This window comes from Gimesia maris (assembly GCF_008298035.1).
GTDB lineage: Bacteria > Planctomycetota > Planctomycetia > Planctomycetales > Planctomycetaceae > Gimesia > Gimesia maris.
In genome coordinates this window covers 4,034,267-4,051,510 of sequence record NZ_CP042910.1, presented here as the reverse complement: position 1 = coordinate 4,051,510, position 17,244 = coordinate 4,034,267, and the positions used below count along the sequence as shown (strand labels likewise).

Annotated in this window: 13 protein-coding genes; 7 read left to right on the top strand and 6 right to left on the bottom strand. The window is 51.9% G+C overall.

From position 1 onward, the window contains the following. Positions 1 to 399: 399 nt before the first annotated feature. From GmarT_RS14990 to GmarT_RS14980, 3 genes are read right to left on the bottom strand one after another with little or no spacing between them, the layout of a single operon-like run. Positions 400 to 3,483 (bottom strand): WD40 repeat domain-containing protein, encoded by a 3,084-nt coding sequence (locus GmarT_RS14990; protein ID WP_002643700.1) that lies wholly within the window; start codon positions 3,481 to 3,483, stop codon positions 400 to 402. A gap of 2 nt (positions 3,484 to 3,485) precedes the next feature. After that, positions 3,486 to 4,856, bottom strand: coding sequence for a FecR domain-containing protein (locus tag GmarT_RS14985; protein WP_002643701.1), 1,371 nt, complete (start codon positions 4,854 to 4,856; stop codon positions 3,486 to 3,488). Continuing rightward, the gene (locus GmarT_RS14980) at positions 4,853 to 5,398 is read right to left on the bottom strand and encodes a sigma-70 family RNA polymerase sigma factor (protein WP_002643702.1); all 546 of its coding nucleotides are present in this window, start codon (positions 5,396 to 5,398) and stop codon (positions 4,853 to 4,855) included. Before GmarT_RS14980 ends, GmarT_RS14985 begins: the two co-directional genes overlap by 4 nt. 407 nt (positions 5,399 to 5,805) lie before the next feature. Here GmarT_RS14980 and GmarT_RS14975 point away from each other — a divergent pair, with 407 nt between their 5' ends. From GmarT_RS14975 to GmarT_RS14960, 4 genes are all read left to right on the top strand, one after another. Then, positions 5,806 to 7,617 (top strand): sialidase family protein, encoded by a 1,812-nt coding sequence (locus GmarT_RS14975; RefSeq protein ID WP_081459360.1) that lies wholly within the window; start codon positions 5,806 to 5,808, stop codon positions 7,615 to 7,617. Between the two features lie 331 nt (positions 7,618 to 7,948). Beyond that, positions 7,949 to 10,684, top strand: coding sequence for an MGH1-like glycoside hydrolase domain-containing protein (locus GmarT_RS14970; protein ID WP_002643706.1), 2,736 nt, complete (start codon positions 7,949 to 7,951; stop codon positions 10,682 to 10,684). Positions 10,685 to 11,031: 347 nt separating this feature from the next. Next, a complete protein-coding gene (locus GmarT_RS14965; protein WP_044235953.1) occupies positions 11,032 to 12,009 on the top strand; it encodes a DUF1559 domain-containing protein in 978 nt (325 codons plus the stop codon). 77 nt (positions 12,010 to 12,086) lie between these two features. Further along, positions 12,087 to 12,512 (top strand): hypothetical protein, encoded by a 426-nt coding sequence (locus GmarT_RS14960; protein WP_002643708.1) that lies wholly within the window; start codon positions 12,087 to 12,089, stop codon positions 12,510 to 12,512. An 88-nt stretch (positions 12,513 to 12,600) separates the two neighbouring features. Here GmarT_RS14960 and GmarT_RS14955 read toward each other — a convergent pair whose 3' ends face one another. Continuing rightward, positions 12,601 to 13,053: a hypothetical protein gene (locus GmarT_RS14955; RefSeq protein ID WP_002643709.1), complete on the bottom strand. Its 453-nt coding sequence runs from the start codon at positions 13,051 to 13,053 to the stop codon at positions 12,601 to 12,603. Continuing rightward, positions 13,053 to 13,286 (bottom strand): hypothetical protein, encoded by a 234-nt coding sequence (locus GmarT_RS14950; RefSeq protein ID WP_002643710.1) that lies wholly within the window; start codon positions 13,284 to 13,286, stop codon positions 13,053 to 13,055. Before GmarT_RS14950 ends, GmarT_RS14955 begins: the two co-directional genes overlap by 1 nt. A gap of 192 nt (positions 13,287 to 13,478) precedes the next feature. Here GmarT_RS14950 and GmarT_RS14945 point away from each other — a divergent pair, with 192 nt between their 5' ends. Continuing rightward, positions 13,479 to 14,546 carry an alpha/beta hydrolase gene (locus tag GmarT_RS14945; RefSeq protein WP_002643711.1) on the top strand — a complete coding sequence of 356 codons (1,068 nt, stop codon included), beginning with the start codon at positions 13,479 to 13,481 and terminating at the stop codon, positions 14,544 to 14,546. Positions 14,547 to 14,809: 263 nt separating this feature from the next. Next, the gene (locus tag GmarT_RS14940; protein WP_149302926.1) at positions 14,810 to 15,376 is read left to right on the top strand and encodes an hnRNP-L/PTB family RNA-binding protein; all 567 of its coding nucleotides are present in this window, start codon (positions 14,810 to 14,812) and stop codon (positions 15,374 to 15,376) included. A gap of 103 nt (positions 15,377 to 15,479) precedes the next feature. Here the strand turns inward: GmarT_RS14940 and GmarT_RS14935 are convergent, their stop codons facing one another. After that, complete coding sequence (locus tag GmarT_RS14935) at positions 15,480 to 16,172, bottom strand: DUF1559 family PulG-like putative transporter (RefSeq protein WP_157158887.1); 693 nt, start codon at positions 16,170 to 16,172, stop codon at positions 15,480 to 15,482. A gap of 127 nt (positions 16,173 to 16,299) precedes the next feature. Between GmarT_RS14935 and GmarT_RS14930 the strand changes: the two genes are divergently transcribed. Next, positions 16,300 to 17,202 carry a cyclase family protein gene (locus GmarT_RS14930; protein WP_002643714.1) on the top strand — a complete coding sequence of 301 codons (903 nt, stop codon included), beginning with the start codon at positions 16,300 to 16,302 and terminating at the stop codon, positions 17,200 to 17,202. Positions 17,203 to 17,244: the final 42 nt, after the last annotated feature.

Here is a 17,244-nt window from a genome sequence, read left to right as displayed (position 1 = left end):
TTCGAATATTTAAGCTGGAAAATGAAGATTATTCCATATCCTCAGCGATACCCTATGGTTATGGGTAGAGTGTTATTATGAAAAAATAAAAAAATCAGCGATACTTTTTGATCGCAGCTGTGTTGCCGATCAGCATGGGCAAGAATGAGAATAAAAAAGGAGGTAAATGACTGCTTGTGTTCGTGGGTAAAATCATTTCAGTCTGGCTGAAATCTGTCCGCAGACCGCTCAATAAACGAAATGTCCTGATTCATAGGGGATCAGCTACTCCGGAGGCGGTTTGAGATCTAAGAAACGAACAGGCCAGTAAAAACATCTTTCCCGGACAAGAACGAGTTTTTGGAGACGTTTTCTGAAAGTATGGCCTGAGTATCTTGAAAGGTGAAATGATTGTCAGGCTTATTCTTCTCCCATACTCCACACAAAAATTCGCCCCTCTTGAGTGCCGGCGATGATCCGGTTGCTTTTCGCCGAAATATTCAAGTCTCCAATTGTCCGTGTTGGAACAGAGAACTCCGACAACCGCTTGAGTGATTTGGCATCATCAATGAATACCCCATTACTGAAGCGAATCATAACCAGAAACGGGCTATGCGGAATGAAATTGATGTGAGACAAACCATTCCGCCGTGTTATGTCGCTCAGTTGCTTTCCGGTGGCAGCATTCCACCTGCAGATCTGGCTGTCTGCACCACACGAAGTGATTTCAGTTCCGTCATCACTGAAGGCCGCCCCATTGACACAGGCGCGATGCCCTTTGAATTCCATCAGCAGCTTTCCATTGCTGGAGTTCCAGAGTTGGAAACGGCCCGGGAATTTCCAACCACGCGCGTTACTGGTGCTGGTCAAGAGTTTTTTACCATCAGGAGAAAACCTGACGAAGTGGACTGCGTTGTCAAGGGGGATGGAAATCCGTGACTTCCGTGTCGCATAGTCCCAGATCCTGACTGATTTATCTTCCGATCCTGTCGCGACTTCTTTTCCGTCCGGGCTAAAGGCCAGCGTCCAGATGCGTCCCTGGTGGCCGTACCGTTTGTCGAGTCGCTTCATCTGTTCCAAATCCCAGAAGATCACTCCCGTCCCGAAACCAACTGTGACAGCGTGTAGTCCATCCGGTGAAATGGCACCCGCTGAGACGACTTCTTCGTTGTCCAGCGATTGAATTAACTTACCGTTATCGACATCCCAGACACAGAGTTGTTTGTCATGACCACCGGTGACGGCCCGTTTCCCTGATTCATCAAGGGCCGCAAACCGGATATAGCCATCGTGGCCGGATAACATCTTCGGCGGCCTTGGTGACTGCCAGCATCTGACCACCTCTCCCGGAACGATCGAAACCAGTAGCGACGAACTATCGTCGGTAAACATCAAGTCACTGATGGGGCCTCCTGTGAAGACCGTGGACAGTTCATGAAACCTCACGAGATCAAAGGTCTGCAGATATCCGTTGACCGTACCGACTGCCAGTACACTTTGTTCCTGATTGAATGCAAGCGATGTAATCCCCTCGTCCGGAAAGGCGTCCGGCCATTTTAGCATCTTGGCTATTATGGGACGATCTTGCAGTGGCAACTCAGCGGAGCGCATCGGCGATCTCCAGACCTGTTTACCGGTCTGGGGATCCCAGAGCCTGAGTTCTCCCTGTCGATCACCGCTGATCAGCAATCGGCTGTCCGGGCTGAAAGCAAGTGCCTGGACGACATCCTCATGGCCATTCAGGGTCGAGCGTCTGGATTGCCGGGTGACATCCCAGATCACAACAGTGCGACCTTCGCCGGCAGTGGCAGCCCAGCGTCCATCGGGTGAGAACGTCGCCGCTCTGACCCGGCCTTTATGCGCTTGCCGAGACACCGAAGGAGAATCATTCAACGGATTGATCCAGACTGTGTTCCCGACTGCGTCGCCTGCCAGTAACTGTTTTCCATCTGGTGCCAGTGACAGTGATGTGATTGCAGATCCCGATCTGGATACGGGAATGGTCTTTGTCAAGGTGGATGTCTTCAAATCCAATACCTCAACTTTGCCTGTACTCGTTCCACAATAAATCTGGCTGGAATCAGTCACAACCATGGTTATATGGTTCTTCTCGTTCATCGACTTCGATTCAGGCAAAGTGAATCGCTGCTGTACCAGGCCGGTTCCGATGTCCATGCAGATGACATTGCCTGGACCTTTCACAGTGACGAGCGTCTTGCCGTCGGAACTGAATTGTGGAGCAACCAGGGGCCCTTCAGTTTCCTGTTTTTCTAACCACCGGGGGGCTGTCGATGGATTGCGGCTGATCACCAGCAAATCCCCTGTTCCTGTCGCGGCAACCCAGGTCCGTCCTTCCTGATCGGTCGCCAGGTCGGTCACCAGCGCTTCGATTTTCACTTGTTCTGTTTGTTTGGGTTTCGTTTTGTTCCCGAATGTCAGTGTTCCATCCGCAGTCGCAAACGCAAATTCGCCTGACTGCGAGGCGACCGCGACGGTAGTCATTCTTTGCGACGGCTTCAGGACGTTGTTTTCAGAGAGCGTCGGCTGAAAAGGCGGAGGCATCGCATCTTTTCCCGTGGAGGCAGAGATGACATGCAGACTGTGATCCAGGAACCGACCAAAAAGACTGTCATCGTCAGCAGTCTGATACGACGTGTTTACCGGGAGTTTTATTTCATTCTTGAAAACAAGCGCATTGTTTTTGAGATTATACCAGCGGAGTTTACCGTCCGTTCCCAGTGTCCACAGTCGATCCGGCGCGACAAATCTGACCTGAGTGGCAAAGCGGCCTTCGCCGTCAATGGCCTGGGAAATCAACTTTCCGGTTGCGACATCCCAGATGAAAAGTTGATTATCGTGCCCCAGACTGGCCAGTTGTTTTCCGTCAGGCGCGAAGTCGAGCCCTCCGATAGACAATCGGTGGTGCACCCAGCGTCTGGCTGGCCCTCCCGATAACGGTTGCAGCACCACAGCTCGATCTTTCGCTCCATAAGCCAGGCTCTGACTGTCAGGCGAAAACGCGACGGCAGTCACGCCCAACGGTTCGTGGCACTCCTTAACCACCTGTCCTGACTGCAGATCCCAGATTTGTAACAAAGATCCCTCGGCATTGATATGACGACTGACGACAGCATATCGACCATCCGGTGAGACACTGAGTTTTTCGACACGTGGAGTAGAGTAAATAACAGCATCCTGTTTTCCAGCAAAGTAGCCGGGACCGATACGGGGGGAAATATCAGTCTGAGCAACTGCAACCGGGGGTGGCGACGACTGTGCTTTTACTGTTGGAGTTGCAGTCGTTTCCGCGGCCGCTGCGGAGACAGTGGCCGGTGGTCTGGATATCACCTCTGTTTGAAGTGGTTCTTCACTGGGACTGGCCGCCACACTGGATCCGGGAACTGGCGTGGCCGTGTTACTGTCGGTACGGTTACATCCCTGCAGGGTCAATAGCCAGAGGAACAGGGAGACAAACAGATTTCGATTACAAAGATAGTCTCTCATGCTCACCTCATGTCATTTACTGTTGGAACATCATTCTGGATTTGGGGGGGCGTGCTGTTTCCACGCGTGACCCAGATGCGATCGATCATGAACCCATCCGTTTCGCTTTCACCACGGAAAGAGATTTGCAAGGGGATACAACCAAGCCCCGGGTTCTCTTTCACATAGGTCTGCAAACGAAATTCAGACAGAGGAATGCTGATGGTTTTCCATGCACCGGGCTGAGTCTGCCAGAGACGTAAATCAACGTAGCAGTAAGTCAAAACTGGCCGGGGGTTCTGATAGGTTCGGGCGTGCAGATAGATGTGAAACCAACCTGGAGGTTGTATTTTGAATCTCAACTGGAGCTGCGAATCTTCATGCCAGAAAAACAGGCCGGACGGGACCTGTGGTGACTGGATTTTCTGAACCGTCTGCATATCCTGCTGAACGGGGATGGATCTGATGGCTCCCCGCGAATGGTTCGGCAGTGCATGTCTCACCCGTTGCCCCTCCCAGCCGGCCGGGAGGCCATGTTCAAAATCGATGCTCCATTCATCGGGGGGGCGCGGCCAGTTGACAATGGAAAATGGTTCTGCATCTGTAACCGGCAGGAACTGGCCAGTTGATACCAACTGCCTGGCTCCGTCAGAGTTTCGGGTAACCTGAACTTTGCCTTCCAGCACCGCCACCTCGCTCTGCCCGGGGAGTGTGAGCAACTCCAGCTCCGTTCCCAGGACCTGCACTTCCGCGTGGGGGAGCATGAACGTGAGCGGATTACGAGGACTTTGGGGCGTCACTTTCGCTTTGATGCTGCCTGACGGAACACTGATTCCGTCTTTGGATTGGGGATAAACGGTAATCTCTGTTTCCGGCTGAATTCGAATCATGGTCTGATCTGCCAGCTGTAAAGTCGCCGAACTGCCACGGCTGGTTAGCAAACGGTCTCCCTGTTGCAGTGTGCGAGGATGGCTGTTGAGTTGATCGGGAGAAATCCACAAAGGATGTTGCTGATTACGAATCATCTCCACCCGACCGGAGACGCTCACTAATTTTCCCGCTGGATCTTCTGTCGAACCATTCCAGCTCAGCCAGCTGACAACGACCATCAGCAGCATGACCACCGTAAACGCGGTGAGCCGTCGTCTCTTCGTGTGGGAAACGGAACGGACTGGAGAAACCCGACGGTCGGGAGCGAGTCGTTCGTCGGGTTCGCTCTCATATTGCCAGCGTAACTGAGTCAGTAGCTGGCAGAAGCGAACGTACTCTAAACGAAAATCTGCATCAGCCTGCAAAAGTTCGATCAGCCGGAGTTCCTGTTCTGCGTTCAATACGTCATCTGCCATTGCGTTGAGCAGGATCGACCGTTCTTCCGGCGGTGAAATCGAGCTCATAAACGCGCCTCAGCTGCCAGGGTTCGTTCAATGCACAGACGTAGTTTCTCCCGAACCCGCCGCAACGATTCCGAGACCGCCTTGGACGTTTTCCCAATATCGGCTGCCAAAGAAATGACAGTGCCGTTTGGTTGATAACGCCGCGCGATCAACTCTCGCTGAGTCGCAGTGATTTTCTGCAGACAATTCTGCAGTGCGGCACTGCGGCGGTCGTATTGCTCGGTTTCTGTACTGGCAACCTTCGCAATCTTCTCCAGTAAATTGTCATCAAATTTAAGACCTTTGCGGGCCTTCTCTGATCGATGTGACAGGACCTGCAGACGGGCTATCGCAAACGCCCAGGCCAGGTAATTGGTGCCCGGTTCGTACGTCTCCCGTTTTCGCCATAGAACTACGTTCGTTTCCTGCAGAATATCATCGGCATCCGTCGCATGCCCCACGAGTGAGAAAATGAATGCGTAAATCCGGCGTTGTGCCTGAGCGATTAACCGGACATGTTCTTCGGATGCCGTTTCTGTTGTTTGATTGTCATCGTTATTCATATTAATTACCCCGTCTGTAGAGAAATGGATTCATCCTGGATTATTCCACGGCAATTTCGATGAATATTTGAGATTTATCAAAAAAACATCGGCTGCTGCACAGGAAAAGTGAATTCCCCCTCCAGGTTGTGTATGCGCCTTATCGCTCTGATCCTGTTTCACGAACACAAGACAGCGTCTCTTTTCCCATTCTACCTGAATCAGGAGACGGTTACAGACCCCGGAAGCAACAGAACCGGAGAGTATGATTCAAGCTCATCATTGCTCAACCAGATGGCAATTATTAAATAATGAAATGACTTTTAATTGGTTGGGGGTTTATAATGAATTCTCGCTCAATCTTCGAGTGGACTCACTTCAGGACTTTCGGCGTATTCAATCAGTAGTTTGATGAAGAGGTTTTCGCGATGCTCACCCGATTCATGATTATGTTCCTGCTGACTCTGGCCGTTCAATCCCAGGCCGCGGAACCGCCACAAATGCTCTTCCAGGGGGAAGGTATTCATGATGCAGAAGCAGCTGGTGGGGCGAGAACGGCTTTCGCCATCATGCGCCTGCCCGACGGGCGTTTTGCGTTTTATGATCGATATGCACCTGCGAAAGGTCCGCTCTCACTGCCAGATGCAGAAGGGAAGATTCACGCACTACTGCCTCACCTGCCAGAAGAAATACTGGCGAGTGAAACGATCATGCAGAGCGGAGTACTCAATAATACTCAGGTTGTTCTATCGCAGGATGGTCAAATCAAAAGTGTTCGGGTTCAGAACGAGTCACTGGACAAGGAGTCTGCGAAAAAAGCAGGACTGCCTCGTTATCTGAATACCTGGATTGATCGTGCAGGACCTGCTGGAGCGAGCAAACCACTCATGACCTGGCGTGGTTACAACGGTTCCCTGATGGAGTACCAGGAGTTGAGTACTGGCCGGCTTCTGGTTCCTCATGGCAGTCTGATCCCCCATTCGCGAGCTGCTCCGCCAACGGGGCGGCATGAGACAGTGATTCAGTACTCTGATGATGGTGGTAAGAGCTGGAAGTTGAGCGAGAGCAGGTTGATCGCTCCCTGTTATCCGGGCTTTAACGGATCAAACGAAGGTGCCTGCGAACCGTCTTTTGAAGAACTGAAAGACGGACCAATCTGGATGATGATGCGAACGACAGCCGGCTTTCTTTATGAATCGTTTTCTTCCGACGGGGGAACGACCTGGAGTCCTGCACGGGCGAGCCGGTTCAATACTTCTACCGGACCGCCGAACATTATGCGTCACAGCAACGGATGGCTGGTCGTGTGTTGGAATAACTGTGAGATGCCAGCACGCGCTGAGGGAGAAGGGGTATATGGCGGCCGCGACGCGCTGCACATTGCGGTCTCTGACGATGAAGGTAAGACCTGGCGCGGATTTCGGGAGATCTACCTGGATCATCGGCGCAATGACAATCCTGCTGAAAATGGTGATCGGGGGACGGCTTATCCGTTAGGTGCCTGCACCAGCGATGGTCACATCGTGGTATTAGCTGGCCAGGGAAAAGGGGGACGCAATCCGATCCTGATTGATCCGGAATGGATCGTAGAAACCACAGCGAGCACCGATTTCACTGACGGATTGAAGCAGTGGTCGACCTATACTCATCATGGTCCTGCCAGGCGCTGGTGGCGCGCACGAGCGGCCGGGGCGGTACTGATCGACCATCCGGATGACAAAACCAGGAAGTGTCTGCATGTTCGCAAACAACCCGATCTCCCCGCGGATGGAGCTACCTGGAATTTTCCCAATGGATGGAAGGGATCGTTGGAAGCTCGAATTAAAGTCCCTTCCGGGTCACAGGGATCGAGCATTGCATTAAATGATCGGATGTTTGATCCGACGAATGACTTCGGCGAAGAGCTTGCTGTCTTTCGGGTATCGTTGAGCGATCTGAACCTGACGCCCGATCAATGGCATACCTTACGATTTGACTGGGATCTCTCCAACCGACTCTGTTCTTTGAAAATTGACGATCAACAGCCGGTCGAACTCCGCGTGCGACATCCGACGTTAAATGGTCTGTCCTATGTTCGCTTCCGATCGACCGCAAAGGAAACGGACCCGCGTGGCTTACTCGTGGAGCAGGTAACAGTAAAAATCACGGATCCGTTTGCGCCGGCCTGCAGTGCGCAGGAGCAACGGGCACACGAACAACGATATGTAAAACAAGTGGTTCCGAGCTGGAAAGAACTGTAGAAGCAATTTTGCTGTTCTGGTCGGGCAGGGAACCCTACTGCACTGAACTTTGACATCCTATCGGTTTTTACACATCGATGATAGATAATCCTTCGCCAGATCAGGCCAGACAAACCTGATTTCATTAAGAGCTGGTCTGTCGGTTGCGTTTCAAGGCAATTCCCATTAGACCTGAGTGATGGGAACGAAATTCGCAATTAGAGGGTCAGAAGCGTAATTCTGGTGTCGAGATATTGATTCCTGTGCAGGAAAGCAATATTCTTGCGCACATCCTGCAAAATATTCGGGCACGCCTGCCTCTGCCTGACCGTTAAAAAAAGTATGTACATTTATGTCTGAAGTAGAATGGGATCGTCTTGTCACCGAATCGGAGCGTGAGCCTGGTGCCAACTGGAAACGCTGGGGGCCTTACCTGGCAGAGCGTCAGTGGGGAACAGTAAGGGAAAGCACCGCCGATGGTGACCCCTGGCTGAATTTTACCCATGAAGGAGCAACCTGGCGGACGTATCGCTGGGGGGAAGATGGTCTGCTGGGAATCTGTGACCGGCAATGTCGCCTCTGTTTCAGCCTGACTTTGTGGAATGGAAAAGACCCGATTCTGAAAGAGCGGCTGTTCGGGCTCACCGGGCCGGAAGGCAACCATGGGGAAGACGTCAAAGAGGCCTATTACTACCTGGATTCAACACCTTCGCATTCATATCTGAAAGCCCTCTATAAATATCCCCAGGCGGAATTTCCTTATGCGAAGCTCCGCGAAGAAAATGCGAAGCGTTCTCGCCAGGAACAAGAATACGAATTAACCAATACCGGTATCTTTGACGAAGCACGTTACTTTGATGTTGAGATTGAATACGCCAAGGCGGCTGACGAAGATATCCTGATTCGCATTACCGTATTTAACCGCGGGCCGGAAGCGGCACCGCTGCATTTGCTGCCAACCTGGTGGTTTCGTAATACGTGGAGCTGGGGAGAAACTCTGGAGCGGCCCAGACAAAAGCCGAGCCTGGCGAAGCTCGAAGCGGACCGGTTGCTGGCGAAGCATGAATCACTGGGCGATTTTCAGTTGATTGCTGATGCCGGACCGGACGGAGAACTCCCACAGTGGATGTTTACTGAAAACGAAACAAATACCTGGCGGTTCGATGACCCTGACAGCAAGCGTCCTTCCTGCAAAGATGCGTTCCATCTGGCGGTAGTGGAAGGCATCGAAGGTGTGTTGAACACTCGACCCAGGGGAACGAAATCTGCCGCCCATTATCAGTGTATGGTTCCCGCTGGCGAGTCTGTCGAATTTCGCTTTCGCATGGCAGCGGTTGATAAGCTGCCGACCGAAGCATTTGGTTCTGGATTTGATGATGTATTCGCACAGCGGATTGATGAAGCAGACCGCTATGCCAGATCACTGGTCGCCCCGGGACTTTCGGCGGACGAAGAGCAGATCATGCGACAGGCCAACGCCGGCCTGTTATGGACGAAACAGTTCTACCACTACGTGATTCCCCGCTGGTTGAAGAATCCACGCAAAGGGGAAGATGAGACTCCCTCGCCGGGGCTGCCGAGCCCGCGTAATGCGGACTGGGGGCACTTGTACAATCGGAATATTATTTCGATGCCTGACAAGTGGGAATATCCGTGGTATGCCGCCTGGGATTCGGCTTTTCACCTGGTTCCGTTTTCGAAAATCGATCCCTATTTCGCGAAAGAGCAGGCGATTCTGTTTTTACGCGAATGGTACATGCATCCCAACGGTCAACTGCCCGCTTACGAATGGAACTTCAGCGATGTGAATCCGCCTGTGCACGCCTGGGCCTGCTGGCGCGTCTATCAGATGACTGCGTCCAACGGTGACCGCGATCGCAATTTTCTGGAACGCGTGTTTCAGAAACTGCTGTTGAATTTTACCTGGTGGGTGAACCGCAAAGACATTCGCGGCAAACACGTTTTCAGTGGTGGCTTCCTCGGTCTGGATAATATTGGAATATTCGATCGCTCCAAACCACTGCCGACGGGGGGACACCTGGAACAGGCCGACGGGACCGCCTGGATGGCATTCTACTGTTCCAGCATGCTGTCAATTGCCTTTGAGCTGGCAGATGGAAACCCCGCTTATGAAGATATGGCGTCGAAATTCTTCGAGCATTACGTGTCTATTGCCGAGGCGATGAATTCGTTGGACGGTACCGGTCTGTGGGATGAAGAGGATGGTTTTTATTACGATCATCTGCACCTGGATGGCCGGAGTATTCCTCTGAAAATCCGATCGATAGTCGGGTTGATACCACTGTTTACGGTCGATGTGCTGTTTGATGAGACCATCGACAAACTGCCCGGCTTTCGCAAACGAATGGACTGGTTCCTTAAAAGCCGTCCCGATCTGACCAGGTTCATGACGTACATGGAACGCGATCAGGAGACAGAAAACTGCGGCCGCCGTCTGCTGGCGATCCCTACCCGCGAGCGTCTGTTGCGCATGTTGCGTTATCTGCTGGACGAAGACGAATTTTTATCCAACTACGGGATCCGGTCACTTTCGAAATTTCACGAAGAGCATCCATTCGAATACGACCTGAACGGGGAGCGACTGCGGGTGCAGTATATGCCGGCAGAGTCGGACAGCGGGCTGTTCGGCGGTAATTCCAACTGGCGGGGGCCGATCTGGTTTCCGCTCAACTATCTGTTGATTGAAGCACTGGAACGCTATCATCTGTTTTACGGCAAATCGTTGCGGGTGGAATGTCCGACACGTTCGGGGAATTACATGGATCTGCAGGAAGTGGCCGACGAAATCCGCAAGCGGCTGTCGAATCTGTTCCTTTCGAAAGAAGATGGGGGACGTCCCAGCTACGCGCGGACCGATAGCTTGTTGAACGATCCGCACTGGCGGGACCTGGTTCTGTTCTACGAATATTTCGATGCGGAAACAGGACGCGGTTTAGGTGCCAGCCACCAGACTGGCTGGACGGCACTGATTTCACCGATCCTGGGAACGCTGGCCAGTCGTTGTAAACAGGATGAACATAATAATGAGTCTGCACCGGGGGCGATGCAACCGGCTGATTCTGATTGACAAGACGGCTGGTGAAGCAGGAACGGACCTGAGAGTCAGTCACTTACTCAGGAGGGGGATGCGCGTTCAGATAAGTCTTTACTGATTCTTCCCCGGAAACTTAATAATTTGTTCATTAAAAAATTGACAAAGAACTGAGTGTACGTAAGAATCTACTTCGAGAGACATTGATTCGTCTCGTCAGCTAGAATCAACTCCTTTGGTGAAGACAGATGGAGTGAAAGCACGATCCCGCTTGCGTGCACGTATGACGAATCGCTTTCAGCCTTCCTCCAGCTAAAAAATGCAGAGCTCGCATTTACGGTATTTTATTGCCTTCCTACCTCTTCATTAAATAGCAGGATTTCATGATGCAACGTCGTGGATTTACGCTGATCGAATTGTTGGTGGTCATAGCCATCATTGCTGTTTTAATTGCGCTTTTACTCCCTGCGGTCCAGCAGGCGAGGGAAGCGGCTCGTCGCTCCAGTTGCAAAAACAATCTGAAACAACTGGGTATCGCTCTGCATAATTATCATGAAGCCCACTCGGTGTTTCCTCCCGGCTGGACTGTTCCACAGTTTATGTCTTCGGGAGGGACTCCGGTTCCCAGTAATGATCATCGTTATGTGGGCCATAACCCCGCCTGGGGGATCTACCTGCTTCCGTTTCTGGATCAGGCGCCGCTGTATAACCTGCAGAGTTTTGACAACAGCGATTACCAGTCGTATGCCCACGGGGGCTCATTCGTGTCAGGCCATGGTCTGTTACGGGCACCAAACAGTACCAACCAACTGGGCATCACACTAGCGGTGTTTTCCTGTCCGTCTGACACACAGTTCAATAAAGGTACAACGATCAACGGTTACGGCCGCTCCAGTTATGTCAGCTGTCGAGGTAACATCAATAATTATGGACAAGCGACCTCAATGAACCCGATGCCCGGGGTGTTTTACACAAATTCAGCCACTCGCTTTCGTGATATCATCGATGGCACGAGTAATACCATTGCATTAGGCGAAGTCAGTAACAATCAATACACCGAAGTCGACAGCAGTTCCATCTACGAAACAGGCGGTGCCTGGGGCGGAATCGGGATTCACAAACGCTACACACTGGTCTCCCGCAATACAAATTCGACGCGTCCCATCAATCGCAGTACGCCCGACGATGACGGCGTCTATCCCTTTGTCGTCGACAGTGACGGCTTTGGCAGTCTGCACACGGGCGGGGCGCATTTCACACTCTGCGATGGCAGCGTGCGGTTCATCAGCGAAAACGTCAGCATCGCCATCTATGGGAACCTGGGCGACCGGGCGGACGGTAAAGTTCTGGGCGAATTCTAAGTCGATCGTTTGCCTGAGCGTCTGTCTGTTCTCACTGTTTCATATTTTCTTTTTGAGTCTGATGTGGAGATAACTGGATGAACCGTCTGTCGTTTGCTGTATTGATGAGTGTGTTTCTCTGGCTGACCGGTCTGTCAGGTTGTGGAAGCAAAAATGACGGCCCTGAACGTTACGATGTCAGTGGCTCCATCAACTATCAAGGGGCGCCCCTGGAAAGTGGGCGTATCACGTTCGTGCCTGATGCGGAAAAAGGGAACGAAGGTCCTGTAGGCTATGCCATGATCAAAGGGGGCAAGTATGATACGGGCGCATCCGGCGGGAAGGGGACAGTCGCGGGAGCCATTCAGATCCTGATCACCGGCTATGATTTCACCGCAACCGGATCCAATGAAATCCGCCCGCCGCTGTTTGAAGATTATCAGGCGACGGCAGAAATCGACCCCGAACAGTCTGAAACCACCCTCGATTTCGATGTCCCGGCGACTGCTGCCAGCAAGAAGTAGACTGATTCGAAGGTGACTTTTCCGGAACCGCTCGTTTCTTCGTTAACTTACCGTAGTACGGTCAACGAGTGATCCAGGAAGTCAGCTGTTAACCGTTCATTGAGAAGCCGTCGTATTGCCAGTCCTTCATTTCAACGCCAATGGCATGGCCTGCGGGGTCTAAATCATTCACATACCAGATTTGCCATTCCCTGGGGGATGCGTCGAGATCTGTAAAGTAGACACTGGTGAGTTTCATATGTGAGAATACTTCTTCCGGTGTGGAACCATTGTCGAGGGGATCGATCCCCCGGAACATGGTCCGCGCGAGTTCCTGCTCGATTTCGGTGAAGCGGTCTTTTACCTGAAGCATGAAGCTGCGATGTTCGCTGGAAATAGTCTCTGGCCGGCCGCAAATCGTAAATGGGATTACCCTTTCTCCAGGTAGCAGGGTCCATGTGCCATCCCAGCCCCCACTGCCGACTGAGATCAATCGGCCTAAGTCGGCATCGTCATACTCTTCAGGCTGAAACCATTTCAGCAGATTAGAAAAGAATCCCATTAACTTTCTTCTTCCCACAGTTCCAGGAACTGGTGCTCTGATTCAAATGGGAGCTTTCGGGCAGTCACTGGTAAATAATGTCTCGCTTCCTCAATGGTCCCAAAAAACTCAGTGCCAAGGCTGTTCTTCACACTTCCGCAGCGGGAAGCATAATCGAGATCGCGGTATTGAACGAGCATAAAACTCTGATCGGAGGAATATCCCGGCGGTGCTTTTAAGATTCGATAATACATGCCAGTCTCTCTTCTCATTCTATGATCGTGTACCTGATTTTACCCGATTTTATATTATTTCAATGCGACACACCTTTGTACTCGTCCCGCCAATTGCAGCTTGAAAATTGCACGTTATCCACAGATCGTGTAGGCTCATATATAGGTAAACGCTTTCAATTTAAATTCATCCTGTAATCGGTGGAATCACTTATGCTGCTCAATTATCGGCTCCGTTCTCAATATCTCTGTTATTTTCTCACAGTCGCTGTGGCTGGTTTTACCTCCAGTTTGCTGTTATCTGCAGAGAAATATACGGAGGATCCGGGAAAAAAAGGGAATGGCAATTTTGTTATCGGGCCGAAATATCAGATTGCTCCCGATCTGACTGATCTGGGAAATCCCAAAGGAAAACATTTTGAATTTGAGATGCCTCTGGCAGACAGTAAGATCTTTCCCGGAACTGATAAGACTCTCGACCCTAAAAAAGAGGTACGAAAAACTCGCAAGATATTCGTCTACGCTCCCGCGGAATACAAAGATGGTACGAAAGCACCGATTCTGGTGACGCATGATGGGCCGAGCCGTATGGACCTGGTCTGCAATGCGTTGGACAACCTGACGATCTCCAAAGACCCCGCACGTCGACTGCCGGCGTTTATCGTGATTGGCGTCCAGAATGGCGGTAACGACGGCAAGGGGAGTGAGCGGGGGCTGGAGTACGATACGATGTCCGACCGCTATGCCCGCTTCATCAATGACGAAATCCTGCCAGCGGTTCTTAACAACAAAGAGATCAAAGCTGCTTACCCCCATATTGCATTTACCGACAATCCCTGGGGCCGGGCTACCATGGGCTGCAGTTCGGGCGGAGCGGCGGCGCTGACAATGGGCTGGTTCCGTCCCGATTTGTTCCGTCGCCTGATTACCTATTCCGGCACGTTCGTCGATCAACAGGACGACGACGCCCCTGAAGAAGCAAAGTACCCCCTGGGTGCCTGGGAATACCATTCGAACATGAAGCTGATCGAAAACAGCGACAAGAAGCCGCTGCGAATTTTCACGCACGTCGCCGAAAACGACCTCCGCGCAAAAGATCCTGAGTCCACCTATCATAACTGGGTGATGGCCAACAAACGGACTGCCGCTGCCCTCAAGGCCAAAGGTTACGACTACCGCTACGTCTTCAGTAAAGGCACCCGACACTGCGACCGCAAAGTCTTCGAACAGACACTCGCCGACACCCTGATCTGGACCTGGCGCGGCTGGCATGGTGAGTGATTTGGCTGCGGACCATGAACCACACGATCAATCAACAGAGTTAGTGAATCGAATAGATAGGCCCGAATGTAATTCGGGCCGAGCGCAGCGAGCAGGAAACTGTCAGAGAAAACGACTGGTATAGTGACAGAAAACAGTGAGGCCCCTTACCGTCTCCTAATTTAAGAGAATTGAGGCAAGACAAAGGGGGGGGCGAAAATGAGACACCGGCGTCTGACCCCTTCAAACTCGGCCTTTATGGCTGTTGATTGAGTTTCAATAAAATGAAGCGTATAAACCTGCCTGATGAGATGGTGGAACGTGGAACTGCTCTTCTGACAGAATTTCGCGATGTATTGAATAATTTGATTGGGGAACCACTGCATGAATATCAATTGAATGGTGTTCTCCTATCGAATGAGGGCCCCACATTTGATTTACACGGAGATAATGCCACTGTTTATGTCGGCCCAAATGCAATGCAATACGAACCGACCTTCTTCGCAAATCTCGCCCATGAGTCTGCACACTTGCACGTTACCGATGGCACCCGCGGAAACGCAAGCGGGCTTGAAGAAGGTTTTGCAACGTATTTTGAACTGTTCATGATCCAGGCCCAATACGGCAATGATGAACGAACTCATTTTGAAAGACACCTTCCTCAGAATTATTTGATCTGTTTGCAGGACTATCAACTGCTCCTGAATGCGTACCCGAAAGCAGTCGAGTCAGTTCGCAATTCGTTTGACAAGCTCACGGGACCAACATGTTTTCAGCTTCACTCGCTGTTTCCAACCATGAGTTGGCGAACATGTTATCGGTTGGCTCACCGAAAAAGGATGCGGTCGTAATTCGGTAATTATGTGTCAGTTTGAATCTAATCTAAGTGTACATAAAAGAGGTCAAGAACCGAAAAATGAACTGAAGAGACATCATTCAGCATGTTGTCATCGATTACTCAGGCGCGCTCAGCTTCCAGGTGAACGGGGGCGGGACGACGTAGCCGTCTGCGAAGAGGGCGAACAGGATTGTGGGTGAGGGACTGGTCTGGTCCTGCTCTAGTTTATCGATTACCTCGGAGATCGAATAATCGACCGGTCTGGTCCAGGGGACTCGTCCCGCTGCAGCGACGCCGACGCAAAGGACCGGTTTGTTGTTAATATATAGGACTGGCTCGCTGTCCGGGTCGGTGCCGTTCCAGTTACCGCTGGGATTTTTCACCCCCAGGGCACTTGTCAGGCCTGCCTCACGCTGGTCACTCAGTGTGACCGGCAAGCCATTGTCCGCATGTTCATACAGATCGGGAAGAGAGCCCGTCAGGGCGCGGTTGCCGGGGGCGTCCCACGGTTCCGAATTTTGATAACCAGGCAGCGTCTCACTCACTTCTTCAGGTAGAAGCACACGCCAGCTGAGCAGGTTCTCGCCCGTTGATGTGTCCCTGATGTCATCTGGCAGTGACCCATGTCGCTCTTGATAATTATGGAGCGCCAGCCCCAGCAATTTCATCGTGTTTTTGAGCGGGGGAGTGCCGTTATAAGGTTCAAGTCGAGTCTGACAATAGCGCAAGAACTGATCAAATGCCACAACCAGAACCAGGAGCATCAGCATTGTGTAACCGATTTTCTTGCGAAGTGGTGAGTTTGTCATCAGGGAGCCCTCGGCGGAATCGGGGAGCATATAATGCTTGTAGAGAGCTCATCATTACAGGAAAATCAACGGAGAGCAAATTTATTTTCAGCTGGCTGCAATTCCACTTAAACATTCGAGACCAGAGATGATTCAGATTCACACCACCTGCCATCAACGTATCGCTGCTTTGACATTTCTCTGCCTGCTGCTTCCGGGGATCAGCGGTTGCAGCCAGGAAACTCCGTCGCCGGTCTCAGAAGTCGTTGCGACGGAGGCGACTCAGAACAGGACGGGAGAGATCACTCTGGCGCAGGTGTATGAGGTTCTGCAGCAGAAGAAGTTCGTTGACCTGACGCATGCCTTTGAGCCGGGGATTCCGCACTGGCCTGGTTTTCCCGATGAGAGTGTGAAGACCATTTACTGGTACGACAAACGGCCCGATACGCTCGGATCGGGCTTTTTCGCGCAGATGTACTGTCATGTCGGTCAGTGGGGGACACACGCCGATCCGCCTGCGCATTTTGTCAAAGGGGGCCGCACGCTGGATGAGATTGACGTCAGGGAAATGATCATGCCTCTGGTCGTTTTTGATGTGCATGCAGCGGTCGAAAAGAATCCGGACTACACGATCACGATGGATGATGTCCGCCAGTGGGAGGCGCAGCACGGCCCGGTTCCCAAAAATGCATTTGCTGTGATGCGGACCGACTGGTCCAAACGCTGGCCCGATCAAAGTGCCATGCATAATAAAGACAAAAACGGTGTGGCCCATTATCCGGGCTGGAGTCTGGAAGTGCTCAAGTATCTCTACGAAGTGCGCGGCATCACCGCTTCCGGTCACGAAACGACCGACACCGACCCTGGCAGCGCGACCACCGAAGACGACTATTCCCTGGAGACCTACATCCTGAGTCAGAACCATTATCAGATTGAACTGCTCACGAACCTGGATCAACTTCCCGAGGCAGGAGCCCTGGCTGTGGTGACATTTCCCAAGCCCAAGGGAGGTTCGGGTTTTCCGGCACGGGTGTTTGCGATCCTGCCGTGAGCTTTCCGGCAACTTACGGTATGCTATTCCGTTGTAAACATT